This window comes from Plantactinospora sp. WMMB334, from assembly GCF_049179095.1.
Taxonomy (GTDB): Bacteria; Actinomycetota; Actinomycetes; order Mycobacteriales; family Micromonosporaceae; genus Plantactinospora.
In genome coordinates, this window is sequence record NZ_JBMHME010000002.1 from 8,001,064 (window position 1) to 8,015,722 (window position 14,659).

At 66.3% G+C, this 14,659-nt stretch carries 19 protein-coding genes and 1 tRNA gene; 1 reads left to right on the plus strand and 19 read right to left on the minus strand.

What is annotated here, in order from left to right; genetic code table 11:
• Window positions 1–10: 10 nt before the first annotated feature.
• A tRNA-Ala gene (locus ACN27G_RS34810) sits at window positions 11–87 on the plus strand.
• 62 nt (window positions 88–149) lie between these two features.
• Here ACN27G_RS34810 and ACN27G_RS34815 read toward each other — a convergent pair.
• The 19 genes from ACN27G_RS34815 to ACN27G_RS34905 form a co-directional block, all read right to left on the minus strand.
• A complete protein-coding gene (locus ACN27G_RS34815; RefSeq protein WP_421496870.1) occupies window positions 150–1,406 on the minus strand; it encodes a tyrosine-type recombinase/integrase in 1,257 nt (418 codons plus the stop codon).
• Entirely contained in the window at window positions 1,396–1,593 is a 198-nt protein-coding gene (locus tag ACN27G_RS34820) for a helix-turn-helix domain-containing protein (RefSeq protein ID WP_421496871.1), read from the minus strand. Before ACN27G_RS34820 ends, ACN27G_RS34815 begins: the two co-directional genes overlap by 11 nt.
• Window positions 1,590–1,781: a hypothetical protein gene (locus ACN27G_RS34825; RefSeq protein WP_421496872.1), complete on the minus strand. Its 192-nt coding sequence runs from the start codon at window positions 1,779–1,781 to the stop codon at window positions 1,590–1,592. The genes ACN27G_RS34820 and ACN27G_RS34825 overlap by 4 nt, the downstream gene beginning before the upstream one ends.
• Before the next feature lie 114 nt (window positions 1,782–1,895).
• Window positions 1,896–3,473 (minus strand): replication initiator, encoded by a 1,578-nt coding sequence (locus ACN27G_RS34830; RefSeq protein ID WP_421496873.1) that lies wholly within the window; start codon window positions 3,471–3,473, stop codon window positions 1,896–1,898.
• Entirely contained in the window at window positions 3,470–4,336 is an 867-nt protein-coding gene (locus ACN27G_RS34835; protein ID WP_421496874.1) for a hypothetical protein, read from the minus strand. The genes ACN27G_RS34830 and ACN27G_RS34835 overlap by 4 nt, the downstream gene beginning before the upstream one ends.
• A 10-nt stretch (window positions 4,337–4,346) precedes the next feature.
• Window positions 4,347–4,517, minus strand: a complete 171-nt coding sequence (locus tag ACN27G_RS34840; RefSeq protein WP_421496875.1) for a hypothetical protein — start codon at window positions 4,515–4,517, stop codon at window positions 4,347–4,349.
• Entirely contained in the window at window positions 4,517–4,996 is a 480-nt protein-coding gene (locus ACN27G_RS34845; RefSeq protein WP_421496876.1) for a hypothetical protein, read from the minus strand. The genes ACN27G_RS34840 and ACN27G_RS34845 overlap by 1 nt, the downstream gene beginning before the upstream one ends.
• Window positions 4,993–5,340 (minus strand): RRQRL motif-containing zinc-binding protein, encoded by a 348-nt coding sequence (locus tag ACN27G_RS34850; protein ID WP_421497586.1) that lies wholly within the window; start codon window positions 5,338–5,340, stop codon window positions 4,993–4,995. The genes ACN27G_RS34845 and ACN27G_RS34850 overlap by 4 nt, the downstream gene beginning before the upstream one ends.
• A 782-nt stretch (window positions 5,341–6,122) precedes the next feature.
• Window positions 6,123–6,425: a hypothetical protein gene (locus ACN27G_RS34855; protein WP_421496877.1), complete on the minus strand. Its 303-nt coding sequence runs from the start codon at window positions 6,423–6,425 to the stop codon at window positions 6,123–6,125.
• Entirely contained in the window at window positions 6,422–6,871 is a 450-nt protein-coding gene (locus ACN27G_RS34860) for a DUF6197 family protein (protein ID WP_421496878.1), read from the minus strand. Before ACN27G_RS34860 ends, ACN27G_RS34855 begins: the two co-directional genes overlap by 4 nt.
• An 87-nt stretch (window positions 6,872–6,958) precedes the next feature.
• A complete protein-coding gene (locus tag ACN27G_RS34865; RefSeq protein WP_421496879.1) occupies window positions 6,959–7,147 on the minus strand; it encodes a hypothetical protein in 189 nt (62 codons plus the stop codon).
• Window positions 7,144–8,052 (minus strand): FtsK/SpoIIIE domain-containing protein, encoded by a 909-nt coding sequence (locus ACN27G_RS34870; RefSeq protein WP_421496880.1) that lies wholly within the window; start codon window positions 8,050–8,052, stop codon window positions 7,144–7,146. The genes ACN27G_RS34865 and ACN27G_RS34870 overlap by 4 nt, the downstream gene beginning before the upstream one ends.
• Window positions 8,053–8,140: 88 nt before the next feature.
• Window positions 8,141–8,947, minus strand: coding sequence for a hypothetical protein (locus ACN27G_RS34875; RefSeq protein WP_421496881.1), 807 nt, complete (start codon window positions 8,945–8,947; stop codon window positions 8,141–8,143).
• A gap of 272 nt (window positions 8,948–9,219) precedes the next feature.
• Window positions 9,220–9,552 carry a hypothetical protein gene (locus tag ACN27G_RS34880; RefSeq protein WP_421496882.1) on the minus strand — a complete coding sequence of 111 codons (333 nt, stop codon included), beginning with the start codon at window positions 9,550–9,552 and terminating at the stop codon, window positions 9,220–9,222.
• A gap of 140 nt (window positions 9,553–9,692) precedes the next feature.
• The gene (locus tag ACN27G_RS34885; RefSeq protein ID WP_421496883.1) at window positions 9,693–10,913 is read right to left on the minus strand and encodes an MFS transporter; all 1,221 of its coding nucleotides are present in this window, start codon (window positions 10,911–10,913) and stop codon (window positions 9,693–9,695) included.
• 35 nt (window positions 10,914–10,948) lie between these two features.
• Window positions 10,949–11,158: a DUF397 domain-containing protein gene (locus tag ACN27G_RS34890; protein ID WP_421496884.1), complete on the minus strand. Its 210-nt coding sequence runs from the start codon at window positions 11,156–11,158 to the stop codon at window positions 10,949–10,951.
• A 19-nt stretch (window positions 11,159–11,177) separates the two neighbouring features.
• Window positions 11,178–12,176 carry a helix-turn-helix domain-containing protein gene (locus ACN27G_RS34895; protein WP_421496885.1) on the minus strand — a complete coding sequence of 333 codons (999 nt, stop codon included), beginning with the start codon at window positions 12,174–12,176 and terminating at the stop codon, window positions 11,178–11,180.
• A gap of 758 nt (window positions 12,177–12,934) precedes the next feature.
• On the minus strand, window positions 12,935–13,420 hold the full coding sequence (locus tag ACN27G_RS34900; protein WP_421496886.1) for a hypothetical protein: 486 nt from the start codon (window positions 13,418–13,420) through the stop codon (window positions 12,935–12,937).
• 682 nt (window positions 13,421–14,102) lie between these two features.
• Entirely contained in the window at window positions 14,103–14,603 is a 501-nt protein-coding gene (locus ACN27G_RS34905; RefSeq protein ID WP_421496887.1) for an RICIN domain-containing protein, read from the minus strand.
• Between the last annotated feature and the right edge of the window lie 56 nt (window positions 14,604–14,659).

Genomic DNA, 14,659 nt, shown 5'->3' on the forward strand with positions numbered 1-14,659 from the left:
GCCGGTTCCGGGGGCTGTGGCGCAGACCGGTAGCGCACCTCGTTCGCATCGAGGGGGTCAGGGGTTCAAATCCCCTCAGCTCCACCAGAAACACCGCTGACCAGCGGAAACGTCGGCATCAAGATCGATAGGACCAGATCTGGCCCAGATCAGCGCGGATCTTGATTCTCCGGGGCAGCCCGGCGTTTGGCACTCGCGTCGCGCAGCGCGGTGCTGATGACGTTGCGGCGACGCTCTTTCTTGGGCCACCAGTGCACGTAGGTTTCCAGGGTGATTCGCAGGCTGGAGTGCCGCAGTGCTCTCTGCACGTCTGTCGGGTCGGCACCGGAGGTAATCAGGCGGGTGGCGAAGTAGTGCCGCAGGGAGTGGAAGGTGCCCTCGTCGGGCCAGCCGGCGGCCTTGCGCCAGGTCTGCCACATGTCCGACCAGCGTTGGTCGTGGATCGGGCGGCCCTGGTCGTCGGTGAACAGCAGCGCGACGCGGCGCCGCCTTGGTTCCTTGCCGGGATCGGGGGTGCCGGCGGTGATGTCCGGCAGTTCCACCCGCACGGGTGGGTACTCGCGGATGTGCTCGGCGAAGACGGCCGCGACGTGGTCGTCCAGGTCGACATCACCGACGGAGCCCGCTTTCGGTGGGGCGAGGTAGAAGCCGCCGTAGGTGGCCTTGTGGAAGCGCAGTTGTTGGACGACGTGGAGTTCCTGTCGGGTGGGGTCGATGCAGCGTGTGCCGTCCTCCAGGCCGAGGACTTCGCCGAGTCGCATTCCTTCACCGGCACCTGCCCAGATGGCTGCCTGGTACTGGTGGGGTACCGCGTCGACCAGGGCGAGCACGTCGTCGTCAGTCGGTACCCATTTCGGTGCGCGGGAGAAGCCGCGCAGGATGGCGAACAGCCGGATGGCTTTGCAGGGGTTGTCCGGGATCACCTTGTCGGCGACAGCGGAGTTCATGACGTTGTTGAGTAGGTCGAAGTACGTCTTCACCGAGGATTGCGCGACGTTGGCCTGTAGGAGCTGGGCGATCCATTCCAGTACGTCCGTGACGTTGATCGCGCGAATTGGCCTGTCGCCGAGGTACGGGTAGTGGTGGTGGCGGAGCCGGGATTCGGTGTGTCTTCGGTAGTCCAGCGCTTGCCCGATCTGGCGGGACAGCCGCCACCGTTCGGCGTACTCGCGGAAGGTGGTTCGCCGCTCGCCTTGGTCGACCGTGGTTTCCTCGGCTAGCCCGGCGCGTGCCTGGATGTCGAACGCTTGGGCGTCGTCTTTCCGCTCGAAGAGTCGTTCCCGGGGTTCGCCGTTCGCGTCTTCATAGCGGCACCGCCAGCGTTTACCGCGCCCGTATCGTTTCGCCTTGAGACGCTTCCCGTCCGGTCCCCGCTTGCTCAGGTACCAGCGGTCGTCAACGGCCATTTTCGTCCACCTGCTCGGCGAGCCAGGACCGTACGTCGCTGGGGTCGTAGCGGAGGTGCCGACCGACCTTGAAGGCGCGGGGGCCGGTGTGGCGGGACCGCCATTGGTAGAGGGTGTGTACCGGGATGCGCAGGAAGGTGGAGACCTCCTCGATGGTCCAGAGCGGCTCGGTGATGGCTACCGTCATGGGCTCTCCTGTCGTGTGGCGGTGAGGTAGACGCGGACGTATCCGGTTCGGCGAGCGGATCGGGTTTGGGTGCGGTACTCGACGTCGGGTCCGAGGAGTTGCCGTGCTCGCTGGGCGAGTTCGGTGGTGAGGACCTGGGCGTGGTCCGGGTCGGCGATGACACGGACCTGGAGAATCGGTGTGCTCATGGGCACCTCCTGTGTTGGGGTTTGCGGCGGGGGTGGCCCGCTTCCGGTGCGGCGGGATCGGGTGTGGGGGTGTTCGCTGTGGAGTTGTCAAAGGACGGGTTTGACACGTACGTGTCAAGCGGCCATGGGTCGAACGATGGTCTGCCCGGCGGCGCGCTCGTCGTCGAGGGCGTCGCGGGCGGCTTGTTGTCTGGCGCGGGCTTGGGCGGCGGCGGTGTTGGCGAGGAGGGCGTCTCCGGTGGTGATCCAGCCGGTGGCGTGGTAGCCGAGTTGGTAGATGACGAGTTCGGCTTCTTGGTCGTCCCAGGTGTGGGGGTGGCCTTCGGTGCGGCGCCAGATGGTGCGTTGGTGTCGGATGAAGCCGTAGGTGACGGAGAATGCGCGGGATTTGGTGGTGATGTGGCCGCCGTAGCCGTACTGGTGTGCCCACCGTCGGAGGCGTTGGTAGTCGGGGTGCTCGCCGAGGTCCCAGCAGGCCCGGATGAGCCGGCCGGGGTGGCTGTTCAGGTCGGCGTAGGCGTCGAGGTTGCTGCCGTCGACGCGGCGCAGGTCCAGGCCGGTGGCCTCGGTGGATTTGGTGACGTACTTGGCGATGTAGCCGGTGATCCGGGCGAGGTTGACCTCTCCGCCGGGGGCGTTGACGTGTTTGAGGTCTAGGCCCTTGTCTCCCCACCGGATCGGCCAGCCCTGCCCGCCGTTGGCCGGATGCGGTGTGGAGGTGTAGGCGGTTTTCCGGAATGCGGTCTCGACCGCTTCGGCGAGCATGGGTCGGGTGATCGCGGCCGGGGGTGGGGTGACCGTGGTGGGGCAGTCGGGGTGGTAGCCGTCGAGGCGGATCAGGGCGTGGTAGTGGACGACGCCTCTGGCTTGGAATTCGTAGACCTTGATGTAGCGACGGCGGAGGTCGACGCCGTGGCGTTTGCCGAGGCGGCGGAGTTCCCGGTCGACTTGTTGGATGGTGCGGCGCCAGAGTTCGGGGGCTTCGTGGTTCCACACGACCTGCGCGGCGTGGTCGTAGCAGTCCAGGCACAGCGGTTGGCCGAGATGACTGTCGCCGAGCTTGTGCCGGTCGCCGCAACGGATCGGTATCCCATGTGGGCAGGTGCGGCCGAACGGGTGACACACGGCGGGTCGGCAGGTGCAGCCGTCTTTGCGGCGGCAGTCGGCGGCGTGGACCTGGACGACGCGGTGATGGACGGGGCCGAAGGAGGGGGCGGTCGCGGTGACGAAGACGGCGATGTGCTCGTCCAGCGGTGGTAGTCCCCACCGGTCGCCTTGAAGGCCGGCTTTGATGAGGTGGTAGGTGTCGCGGCGGTAGACCTCGGCGCAGGCGGGGCATACCGTGGTGCGGCGGTTGCCGCAGGGGGTGTAGATGGCGCCGTCGGGCATGGTGTCCGTGTCGACGGTGGCGACTCGTTCCCCGTCAGGGTTGTTGACGTGGATCTGGCCGGCGAGCCGGATGGGGTGTTTGCAGGCCCAGGCGCCTCGGACGTGGTGGAGCCATTCGGGGTAGTCGGGTTGTTGGGCGCGGGCGCGGCCGGAGGCGACGGTGCGGGGGTCGTGGCCTCGGACGTAGCCGTCGCGGTTGCTGGTGGTGCGGGTGGGTGCGGCCCAGGGCCAGTACTCGGCGGAGGCTCCCGTGCCCGGAACCTTGTTAGGGGTTCCGGGTACGAGAGGAAGCGTCGAGGTCACGCGGTGGCTCCGACAGGCTTGCCGTTGTGCGGTTGGGTATTGACGGTCGGTTGGTTGAGTGCGGTCAGGATGTCTGCGGCGGTGTTGGTCGGGACGCGGAGTCGGACCGCGAGTTGCCCCGGGGTGATGTCCTCGCCGTGTACCTGCCGGTGGCTCTTGACGACGGTCCGTGCTCCGGGGAGCAGCCCCGCCACATGGGTCGGGATGCTGTCCGGTGGCGTGTCGGGTCGTGGCTTCGGCGGGTCCGTGTCGGTGCTGGACGGCGGCTCCGTGCTACCGGTGGTGCTGTCTGCTTCGCCCGGGGTTGCGGGTTCGGATGTTTCGATCGGTTGGGGTTGGGTGGCCGGTGTCGGTACTACGGCGGCCGGGCTGACCGTCGGCGCGGCGGGGATGTCCGTAGGGGACGACGCCGGGGCGACGGTGGCCGGCACTTCTGCCGGGACGGTTGTAGGCCGGGAGACGGTGAAGACGAGCTTGGACAGGGCGAAGAAGGCCAGCGCCGGTAGGGCGGACACCATCCAGCCGAACACGGTCGGTTCGGCCACGGCCAACTGTGCGGTCAGCGACAGACCGACAGCGACAACGAGCAGGAACATCGGGTAGCCGATCGAGCCACCGGTACGGCGGCGGATGGCGATGACGGTCAAGGCCGCGATCGGGATGAGTTCGGTGATGACGGCGTTGGCCCAGCCGAACCAGTCGCCGGTACCGGAAGGGCTGTTTTCCATGGTCCAGTCGTGGACGTGGGAGAACGAGGCGGCGCCGGCCATGCTGCCGACAAGCAGCACGATGAAGATGAGGATGCCGTACTGGAAATCAGAGGCGGCGCTGTTCTTCTCTGAGGGCTTAGGGGGTGTAGTCATGGTCAGCCTCCTATGCCGCGAGGCCGTAGTCGGACCGACGTTCGTCGGTGTCCGGCCGGTTGGACCGGTCGGTCTGAGTCGGGGGTGTTGGGATTTCGAGGCAGGCGCGCAGTTCGGCAGCGCGCCGGGACAGACGAAGCCGAACCATGAGTTCGCCGATACGTTTGTCGATCGGGTTCATCAGCTACCTCCGGGGGCGCGGGTGATGTCGGCCTGGTCGTAGCGGCGGCCGCAGTGCCGGTAGAGGCACTCGTACGGGTAGCTGCCGCCGATGTAGTCGAGGTGGTCGAGGCAGTCGTGTGTGGCAGGCCGGGGCCTCGGGGCCGGTTCTGGGTCGCCAACGAATTCAGCGTTGTCCGGACGGGTTAGGCCGGGAGGGATGTTGCCTTGGCCCCACAGGTTGTGGGTGATGACTTCGGTGCCATCGTTGAGTCGGATCGTGAATCGTGCGCCGTTACTGCCGCAGAGCTTGGGGTATTCCGCGAGTTGTTCAGCGGTTGGTTCTTCACTGATGCGGTAGTGGCAGCCACCTATGATGAGGCCGCCTGGGGTGGCGAATTGGTGAGCCCAGAACTCGCAGGTTGCGCAGTTGCCGGACCAGTGAGTGGCGTTCGGTGTGCCGCAGGTGTGGCAGTCCGTGATGGAGTGGAGTTCGGTCATTGGGCACCTCCGGGTGCGCAGTCGAAGCACTCCCCGAGGGAGCGGCGGATGTAGTAGGGCTGGACCTGCTGGCAGGTGGGGCAGGTGCGGCGGGCGAGTAGCGCCCGGTCGATCGCGGCGCGTTGGGCCGGGGTCGCGGTCCGCTTGGGGACGGCGAGGTCGATGCGGTAGAGGTAGGCGCAGCGCTTGCCTTTGCGCCACAGGATTTGCGCGGCTACGTCTTGTCCGCCGGGTCGGAGGTTGCGGGCGCGGAGTTGTCGGCGGGTGGCCAGGCCGGCGGGTGCGAATTTGAACGGGTAGGTGGGTAGGCCGTACTTGTCGCCGGTGGGGTCGTAGAAGACCATCGAGTCGTCTCCCTCGTCGGCGTCGTCGTCCTGGCGCTCGTTGCCGTCACCGGCGGGGTTGGGGCCGGTGCCGAAGGTGGGGTGCTGGTAGGTGTCTCGGTCGATGTCCTCGGGCAGGAACGCCGCTTCGCAGATGGCGCAGACGATCGGGCCTTCGTCGAAGGCGGTGATGGAAATGCGGAGCTTGCGGGGGCATTCGCATTCGGCGGTGTAGCCGTTGTTGTTGTTCGTGCGGCCCTTCGCCTCGCCGGTCGGTTCGGGGTGGCGGTAGACGCGTAGGGCGTCGCCGAGGGCGGTGATGACGGGCCGGTAGCGTGCCCGGGTGATGTCGGTGAGGGTGCAGGGGGAGTAGCCGAGCTTGTCGTCTTTCTCGGTGGTCATGCCGAGTTCGGCGGCGAGGGTGGCGAATTTCTTGTTGTGCCAGCGGCCTTGCCGGGAGGTGTCCTGGATGCCCCGGACGTCGGCCAGGGCGTGCGCGGCTTCGTGGAGCAGGGTGGTGAATACCTTGTCCGGCTCGCGGTTGAGTCCTTCACCGGAGATGAGGACTTCGGGGAGTTGGTTGTCGCCTGCCTGCCAGCGCAGGGCGGCGAAGTGGCCCCACTTCATGCCCTGGTTGGCCTTGGCGGGGGAGCCGGAGCCGACGATGAGGACGGCGGCGGGTACGTCGGGGTTGTGGTCGCGGATGGCGGTCCAGGCGTTTTCGAGTGCGGTGAGGATGTCGGCGGTGGAGTGGCCGGGCGGGTTTTGACACGTACGTGTCAGGTTGGTGATGTTGGGGGTGGTCATCGGTTCACCTCCGACGGGAGGGCGGTCGATAGGCGTTTGCCGGTCAGGTCGGCGAGTTGGTTCGCGGTCAGCGGGGCGAGGACGCGCGGGCCGGTCTCGTGCCGGCGGCGGCGTAGCAGTGGCCGGACGACGGCGGCGGACGGGCACAGCGGCGCCGTGTGGCTGTAGGCGTGCCCGCAGGTCGGGCAGGCCAGGGGTACGGGGAGTTCGGCCGGGGTGTGGTCGGCCCAGATGGTCACGAGCTGCGTGACGGTGAGGTTGATGCCGGCGGTCAGGAGCCGGCGGTCGAGGCGGCTCATCGGGTGCCGCCGTGGGTGCGGTCGTAGTCGTCGGCGGCGGTTCTCAGGGCCGCGATGACCCGCTCGCGGGTTTGGCAGGGGAGGTCGTTCCAGCCGTACGACACCGGGTCGCCGTAGGGGGTGTCGCCGTCCAGTTCCCCGGGCAGGTCCTCGGTCGCGTCGATGTGGTTGTCCAGGACGCGGATTGTTCGTTCGAGCAGTCGCCACGCGGCGCTGAGTGCGGTCGTGCGGTCGGAGGGGACGGCGTCGCGGTAGCCGTAGATGGCCATGCTGATGGCGCCGACCGCGCAGGCCGGAGGAAACGGGTCCGTGGTGTTCGGCTGGTGGTAGGAGTCCTGAATCCAGCCGTGGAGTTCGAGGTAGCGGGCGGCGCAGCGCAGGATGACGGCCGGGGTGAGGTCGGCCAGCGCGGCGGCGGTGGTGTCCGGTTTTTGGGTAGGGTTCATGACGGCCACGTCCTTTCGTGGGCGTTGGTTGGGGCCGGCAGGCCGGGTTCGCTTTCCTAGGGCTGGTCCCGGTCTGTCGGTTTTCCTCTATCGGTGGTGCAGGTGGAGCCGGATCTTTACGCGGACGCGCGGGTCGCCCGGGTTGGCGGGGCGTGGCGCGCTGGAGAAGACGAGGACCCGGGCGTCACGGGCGGCCGTGACGAGTTCGGTGATGTCGTCGGGGTGGCCGGTGATGTCCAGGTCGGTGTAGCGGGTCAGGTCGGTGATGCGTTTCATGCCGCCACCGCCACAGGCCGATCGGACTGGCTGTCGCCAGGTGGGGTGTGTGGGGTGGTGAGGCCGGCGCGGCGGCGGGTCCAGGTCGCGTAGTCGGCGACGCGGATGATGTCGGTGTCGGTCATGTACGCGGCCTTGACCCTGTTCGGTCGGCCGCCTTCGGCGATGAGGAAGCCTTCACCCTGGTTGTCCGGGTCGATGCTGTTGGAGGAGAAACCGCGGGCGTACCAGCCGTGGCCGAGAATGATGTCGGAGGACACGTCGTTGGTGGTGCGGCCGGCGAACCGCCACGCGAACAGGTCCCGCAGCGACGGCGGAATGATGTCCGACGACGGACGCTGGGTCGCGGCGGCGACGATGATGCCGACGGCGCGGCCCCGGGCCACGATGTCGCGTAGCAGGGCGGCGAACAGCTTCTGTGTCTTGTCGTCTCCGGCGGTGGCGGAGAAGTAGGCGATCTCGTCGACCGCGACGAGGATCTGACCGAACAGGTCGTTGGGGCCGACCTTGCGGCGGCGGTGGGACAGCAGGAACGTGTACCGGTTGTCCATCACCTTCTGTACTCGCATGAGGGTGCGGATGGCGTGGCTGATGTTCGGGCCGACGAACACGTCGGCGGCGTCCTTCCACAGGCCGAGTTCGACCTGCTTGCCGTCGAGCAGACACAGCCGCACATCGGTGGAGAGGGCGGCGTGCCCGACGATGGTGTTGAGCAGGCTCGACTTGCCGGCACCCGGCTCACCGCCGATGAGGATGTTGCGGTACATCATCGGCAGGTAGACCGGCTGGCCGAACTCGTCGATCCCGAGGAACACCGGATCGAAGATCGACAGCAGTGGGCCGACCGGAACCGTGTCCGGCACGGCGGTATCCCGCAGCGGTAGCGGGATGGTGTCGGTGGTCATGACAGGCTCCCAGGCAGGATGTTGGGGGAGGCGCGGGCGGTCGCATCCGGAACTGGCGCTTGGCCCGCGCACTCCGTCAAAGGGCTGGTTAGGCGTAGTCGGAGGGGTCGAACCCGGACGGGTCCGCAGCGGTGTTGTGGGTGGGGTTGCGCGGTTTGCGCTGCCGGGGGTTGTCGTCCGGTACGGTGACCGGCTCGTCCGGCACGTCGGGCAGGTCCAGGCCGACAGGCGGCATGCCCGGAGAGGTAGGAGCGTTGACCGGCGCATCGGCGGGGAGGAAGCCGGGCAGCGGCGACACGATGGTGTCGGCCAGGGGTTCACGTCGGGTGATGTCGACCCGGATCAGCGCCGCGTACCGGCGGGAAGCGCGCATGACGCGGACCTCGTTCGCCCAGCAAGCGACCGCCAACTTCTGCACCTGTCCCTCGGCTTCCAGGTCCTTGAGGGACAGGCCGGGGCGCAGCCAGATCCAGACCCGTTCCCCGGCCGGGGTCGGTCGGGCGGGCAAGATCAGCGGCAGCACGCCGTTGCGGTTGGTGGCGACGAACGCGGCGAAACACATCCGTAGCCGGTGCCGGACGATCAGGCACCACGACCAGGCGACGATGCGGCGCCGGACCGGACGCACAGCGGCCGGAACACCGACCAGCACGGCCAGGACCAGCACGGCCACGAGCAGGTTCGTGGACCGCATCAACGCCTGCCAGCCGTAGACCAGGCCGAGGCCGAGGAGGATTTCCGGCAGCCAGTGCCAGAACACCCGCAGCACCGGCCACGCCACGACCAGCACGAAGACCACGCACGCGCAGACGGCGCCGATCAGGGCGCCGACGATGAACCCGAGGATCGGATGCATGTACTCGGAGGCGACAGTGCCGGCCAGCAGACCGACCACCCCGAGAGTGACGAAGAATGCGATGGTCGCCCGACGACGGTAGGAACGGGCTACCTGCGTTTCGATGACAGTGACAGTCCCGTGACGGTTCGAGGATCCGAACAGGGACCGACGGCTAGACTTGAGCACGACGAGTCCTTTCCTCGTGATAGGGGCAAGGAGTTGTTGATGAGGGACGCGGGGTCGCAGCCGACGCCAATCAACGGCGACCCCGTGTCCACCCCTCCCGGGATGACACGTACGTGTCAACAGCCGGTAGGAACCCGAACCGGCTACCGGTCGGCGGTCTCGATCGGCCGCAGATCCGAAGCGCGGAACGCCACCCCGGAACGGACCTTCCCGTCCCGGTCGTTGACCCACGGCAGCGCCTCCAGGTCCACCGGCACCACCGGCTGACGAACGGTCACCGGCGGCACCGTCGGGGAGACCACGGTCACGTTGATGACCTCACCCGCGTTCTCCGACAGCGCGTACAGGTGCACCGTCCACATCGGGTTCTTCGACTCACGGTCGAACTTCTGCTGACCGTTCTGGTCCAGCTTCGGCACCGGGTTCACCGACACCTCGTACGACACACGCGACGTGTCCAACAGCAGACGACCCATCACAACTCCTCTCGACTAGGGCGCATCCACCTTGGATGCCTGCCCGACTGCGAGCATCTCGCATATGCACGATGCTAGCACCGTGACTATGCACGATGCCAACCACTGTGGACGCCCAGATTTCAGATAGTGATAGAGGTCTACGCCCGGCGGTAGAGGAGCGGCGACAAAACAGCCATGGCCCCTGCGGTGAAGACTGCGGCAGCCACCATGGGAGCGCGCAGACCCGCCGACGCCGCGATCAAGCCGCCCGCCATCGCGCCGATAGGCGCCGCACCATTGCCGACAAGCCGGAACGCAGACACCACCCGTCCCAGGAGGTGATCCGGCACGAGCTGCTGTCGCGCGGTGACAACGGCCACCGTTACCAGGGTCGAGGTCGCGCCGAGGAGCACAAAGGCCGCACCTGCGACCCAGGGCGATGAGCTGGCCGCTACACCGAGCCACGCGACCCCTTGGACGAGGCATGCCGCAACGACCGAGCCCTTGAGCGTCACGCGCCGGACCAAGGGAGCGGCAACCCAGCCGGCTACAGCGGCACCCACGGCAGCCGCCGCGATCAGCAGGCCGAATCCGAGTTCAGTTACCCCGAGCGACTTGGTCGCGAAGAGGACGAGCGTTGCTGCGGCAAGGTTGTACGCCAGGTTGTAGACGGTCAGGCAGAACGCCAGTAGAAGCAGGGTTCGATCTCGCAGGAGGTAGCTGAACCCCTCCTTTACAGCAGCCGCCACGCTCTGTTCGCTAGCGTCCGGTGGCGGCGAGGACGGCACTCTCATGACTAACCCGGCGGAAGCGAGGAACGAGGCCGAGTCGAGCGCGAATGGTGCCCACGGAGCGGCGGAGAAGGTCAAGCCACCCAGCGGCGGCCCCGCAAGCGTCTTTCCCACCGTCTCGCCCGCGAAGATCCGACCGTTTGCCTTGGTTAGGTCGTCCTGCGAGCGCCCAACGACGTGCGGAAGCATGGCTTGGGCCGCCGCATCGGAGAAGCACTGGCCTGTTACGACCAAGAACGATGTCGCAGCCAAGGCGGCGATCGACGCAATGTCTAGAAGGATTAGAGCTACCAGAACCGCAAGGCCTAAGGCACGAACGACTTCTGATAGCACCAGCACCTGCCGGCGCGGAAACCTGTCGACAACGGCACCAGACCAGATGCCTACCACGAACCAGGGAGCGGCCGAAGCCGCGCTCACTGTCGCTACGGCGATCGGATCCCGCGTAAGGAACGCGGCTAGGAGAGGAGCGGCGACAACATAGGCGCCGTCACCTACACTTGAGACGATCGTGGACGCCCACAAGGCCGCGAAACCCCGTCGGATTCTAGGTTTCTCGCGACTTGCAGGCGCCACGCTGACAGTCATCCCCTCGCCTCCCCGAGCCGCGCGCCGCAGCTCTCCTACCGTCCGTCGAGCCTTCCGCTCTTTACACAGCCCATGAAGGCCGCCCAAGCGCTAGGGGAGAAGGCGAGCACCCCTCCACCGGCATCCTTGCTGTCCCGCACCCCGATGACGGCTCCCTTCGCTGACGCGACCTCGACACAGTTGCCGTCACCGCTGACACCACTCTTGCGCCAGATGGCCCCTACCAGAGCTGAACGTTCCTGCACGTCTACCTCCCTAGGGTGACTACTCGCTGTGACCCATCAAAGTCTGCGTGGCTTCATGGATCAACGCTAGTGAATCACCTAGCGATAGCGCAGAGGAAGAGAGCTGCTCGAAGTTGTACCGGAGCCGCTCCACCGTGGCCGCTTCCGTCAGGTGATAGTCGCCTGTCGTGGTCTCCACCAACGCCCGGTCGGCGGAGGGCTGCCCGAATCGGAAGATCATCAGTGGATGTTGGATGAACCGCAACTGCTCGCGGTCAAGGCTCACGACTCGTAGCTCTACATTATCCCGAGAGGCGTACTCCGCAACGCTGCGTAGCTGTTGCGCCATGGCCTCCGTCGGAACCGGTCGCCACCGTAAGGCTGTCTCAAGCAGCAAAACGCGATAACGCGGCGCGTTTACCCCGAGCATTGTTGCCCGTCGAGCGAGCCGGTACTCGACTGCCCGTTCCTCGTTTGCGGCCCCCGCCATCTCGATCACGCGGCGGGCATAGTCATAAGACTGCATGTAGCCCGGTAGCAAAACGGGGTTGTAGTGCCAAATCTCCCTGGCAGATGCTTCTAGGGCGATAAAGTCGCTTTGACGTCGGGTGAGGCCGACGCCGGTTGAGTTCCTCCATTCACCAGACGTCGCACGCTCCGCCAGCGCATGCACCCTTTCGCGGTCGTTCCCTGTGAGACCGAGCGCTTCCACGAGCCTTTCCACGTCGGCAACTCTAGGTAACGTCCTTGCACGCTCTATTCGGCTTACCTTTGACTGGGACCACTCTAGGCGCTCCGCTATTTCCTCTCCTGTCAGCCCAGCCCGCTCGCGCAAACGCCGTAGTTCGCGGCCAAGTTCAATCCAGGCTGCCACCTGTTTCGGGTTCGCTGGACCTGACACCTGCCGCTCCGATTCGCCTGCGTGTATATGCACGATACTACCGGCTGACCTACCGGAACTCCACGCTCTCCGGGTACCGCTTGAGCGCTGTGAGAACTTTCTGTACGGGATCAAGGCGGCCCGCTTCGCAGGCCGCACGCGCCGCCGAACCTGGGCCGGGCCTCCGGCCCGCCGCCGACGCCTGCCGCTTCGCTCCCGGCGTCAACGGTGAAGCCCGCCGGCGGCGCTGAACATGACGAAGCCCCGGGCCGCCAGAAACAGCAGCACGGGGCAGAAGAACCAGAAGGACCGGCCTTCGGCCGGACTCATCGAAGGGAAGAAGCCTCCGGCGGGGGCGCTCAGGCTCCGGGATGGTGGAGGCCCATCCCGCCCACCGACGACCCGGGCGGAGCCGAGCAGACCAGGGCCAGGGCGCCAAGGTCGTTCGTCCGGTAGGGCGCTCCACCTTGGCGCCCTAGCCCTGGCCCGCTCCCCAGGGGGCGGGTCGACGGCAGACGGGATGGGATGGTAAGTCGGTGTACTACCGCGCAAGTCTCACGAAGACCGGGTAGCTCAACCCGGCTCACTCAGTCTCCGAAGGGTGTGCTGGGGACGCGTAGGTCAGCCACACGATTCGTCGATCCTGGTCGGGGCAGTACCAAATGCGGCCGCCTGCCGTGACCTCGTATTGCCATTGGTCCAGATTGGAGCCGTGTACCATACGGCTGCGTAGCTCGCCCTTAAGCCGATGCTGACGATGAGGAGAAACCGGACTCTCCGGGCTGTAGGTCAGCACCTCCCAGGCTTTCCAGCAGTTGCCGGGTACAGCCTTGACGAGTTGTTCCCACCCCTCAGCGGCCTCCTTGGTGCCGAAGCGTAGTTCCCAACCTGTCGGTGGTGGCGGTGGTGCTACTCGATCATTCTTCTTCGGCACCGGAGTCCTCCGGCAACATCGGCGCAGGAACAGGACCGAGGTCGGAGTCTACAGCACGTGAAAGCTCTTGCGCGAGGATCGGGTCAGCGTGAATCGCGGCGGTCTGCTCCCACTCGTGCATCATTCTGCCGAACGGAGTCCACATATCGAGATCCGCGCAGGCTTCAAGAGTCCACATGAACTCTTTGACGAACTCGTGCCGATCCTTCTCGGGAAGGAAGTTGGTCCAAGGAAAAGCATCCAGGAGTGCATCCGCCACAAGATCGACACCGCCGTGTGCGAGCATGTTTCGCAGTAGCCGGACAGTCGTCTCCATCCCGTGTCGCGCCTGCTTGGCTCGATCTGCCCGCATGATCACGAAAGGCACGCCGTCGCCACGCCGCTCCAAACGGATCTCCCCTGACGACTCAACTGCAGCTGCAACCTCACGCGGTGTGCGCGCTGCGTCACTCCACTGCATCGTCTTCATGGTCTCAATGCTGAACTAATTCAGGCTGCTCCGCAACCGTTTCAGAGTGACTTTTGACACAGTGTCGCGCCCTTGACTTGACCTGGGCGGGCAACGGGGTGTAGAGAATGGCGTCACGTTCGTAAGGTTCTGTCCGGTTCTAACCGGCCACCCGATCGATCTACTGATCACGTTCTGTGAGATGGCTTCATGTGACACCAAGTATCTTCCCCTTGTTTGTCGCAGCCGCTACCTCGCTGGTGGCCCGGTAGACCTGGGCTGCCCCGGATTCCGTGCTCCATGACCCGTCAACCTGGCGTAGCCGCCCATCGCGGCAGTCGACGCCCACCTCTTCTCAGGCTGCGGCGGGCTTCGGCTGTCACGGCAAGATCGTTGGGCCCAGATTGGGCCCAACGGAGAGTGACCAAGGGCGGCAAGCGCTGGCAGATGACGACAACTTCTGCCCTGGTCGGAGGCGGCGACCAGTCCGATTGATGACGTTCGTTCGCTACGGTGGGTCTATGGGGTTCAAATCCCCTCAGCTCCACCAGAAATGCCGTTGACCAGCGAAAACGCTGACTGCGAGATCGATGTGGCCAGGTCTGGCCCGGATCAGTACGGATCTTTGGTTGCCCGGGTGGTCCGGAGCTTCGCGTCGCATGGCGCGACGCTCACGGGGCGGGCCGCAGGACAGGGCCGGGCCTCAGGAAAGTCGACCCCACTGCTGGTATCTGTTGCCGGCGTTGCAGGACGCCATGAAGACTCCTCCGCCGGCAGTCGTGCCCTGCATGCAGGTGCCGGTGGCGACGTTCTGGACAAGGCCCAGACCGACGCCGTGCCACTGCTGGGCAGTGGATCCGTTGCACGAGGCCGACCAGACGCTCGCGGTGCCTGCGGTCAGGCGGCGCCCGGTCGCGTTGTTGACGAGGCGGCCACCGAAATCGTCGGCGACTCCGTGCCAGTAGCGGTTGCCCGTCGTGCAACTGCCGGTGAACGTGCCTCCACTGGCGTTGCCGCTGTCGTACAGACAGCGACCGCTGCCGTTGTTGTAGATGCGGAGTGACTCTGCCTGAGGCCCGACGACGGTGCCGGTCTCGCTCCTCGCGGGTGACGCTTCGGCATACGCGGGGGCGGCAGACGTCAGAGCGGCGCCCACCAGACAGAGCCCTGAGAGGAACGCTACGGCGGTCCGAGCGAGTTTCATGATGTTCTCCAATCGCCTCGGGTTCGGGTCGCGGTCGGTTGCGGATGTCACAAGGC

Coding starts and splice junctions, on each gene's coding strand:
- ACN27G_RS34815 (WP_421496870.1), bottom strand. CDS start 1,406: ATGGCCGTTGACGACCGCTGGTACCTGAGCAAGCGGGGACCGGACGGG.
- ACN27G_RS34820 (WP_421496871.1), bottom strand. CDS start 1,593: ATGACGGTAGCCATCACCGAGCCGCTCTGGACCATCGAGGAGGTCTCC.
- ACN27G_RS34825 (WP_421496872.1), bottom strand. CDS start 1,781: ATGAGCACACCGATTCTCCAGGTCCGTGTCATCGCCGACCCGGACCAC.
- ACN27G_RS34835 (WP_421496874.1), bottom strand. CDS start 4,336: ATGACTACACCCCCTAAGCCCTCAGAGAAGAACAGCGCCGCCTCTGAT.
- ACN27G_RS34840 (WP_421496875.1), bottom strand. CDS start 4,517: ATGAACCCGATCGACAAACGTATCGGCGAACTCATGGTTCGGCTTCGT.
- ACN27G_RS34845 (WP_421496876.1), bottom strand. CDS start 4,996: ATGACCGAACTCCACTCCATCACGGACTGCCACACCTGCGGCACACCG.
- ACN27G_RS34850 (WP_421497586.1), bottom strand. CDS start 5,340: ATGGTCTTCTACGACCCCACCGGCGACAAGTACGGCCTACCCACCTAC.
- ACN27G_RS34855 (WP_421496877.1), bottom strand. CDS start 6,425: ATGAGCCGCCTCGACCGCCGGCTCCTGACCGCCGGCATCAACCTCACC.
- ACN27G_RS34860 (WP_421496878.1), bottom strand. CDS start 6,871: ATGAACCCTACCCAAAAACCGGACACCACCGCCGCCGCGCTGGCCGAC.
- ACN27G_RS34865 (WP_421496879.1), bottom strand. CDS start 7,147: ATGAAACGCATCACCGACCTGACCCGCTACACCGACCTGGACATCACC.
- ACN27G_RS34870 (WP_421496880.1), bottom strand. CDS start 8,052: ATGACCACCGACACCATCCCGCTACCGCTGCGGGATACCGCCGTGCCG.
- ACN27G_RS34880 (WP_421496882.1), bottom strand. CDS start 9,552: ATGGGTCGTCTGCTGTTGGACACGTCGCGTGTGTCGTACGAGGTGTCG.
- ACN27G_RS34885 (WP_421496883.1), bottom strand. CDS start 10,913: ATGACTGTCAGCGTGGCGCCTGCAAGTCGCGAGAAACCTAGAATCCGA.
- ACN27G_RS34900 (WP_421496886.1), bottom strand. CDS start 13,420: ATGAAGACGATGCAGTGGAGTGACGCAGCGCGCACACCGCGTGAGGTT.
- ACN27G_RS34905 (WP_421496887.1), bottom strand. CDS start 14,603: ATGAAACTCGCTCGGACCGCCGTAGCGTTCCTCTCAGGGCTCTGTCTG.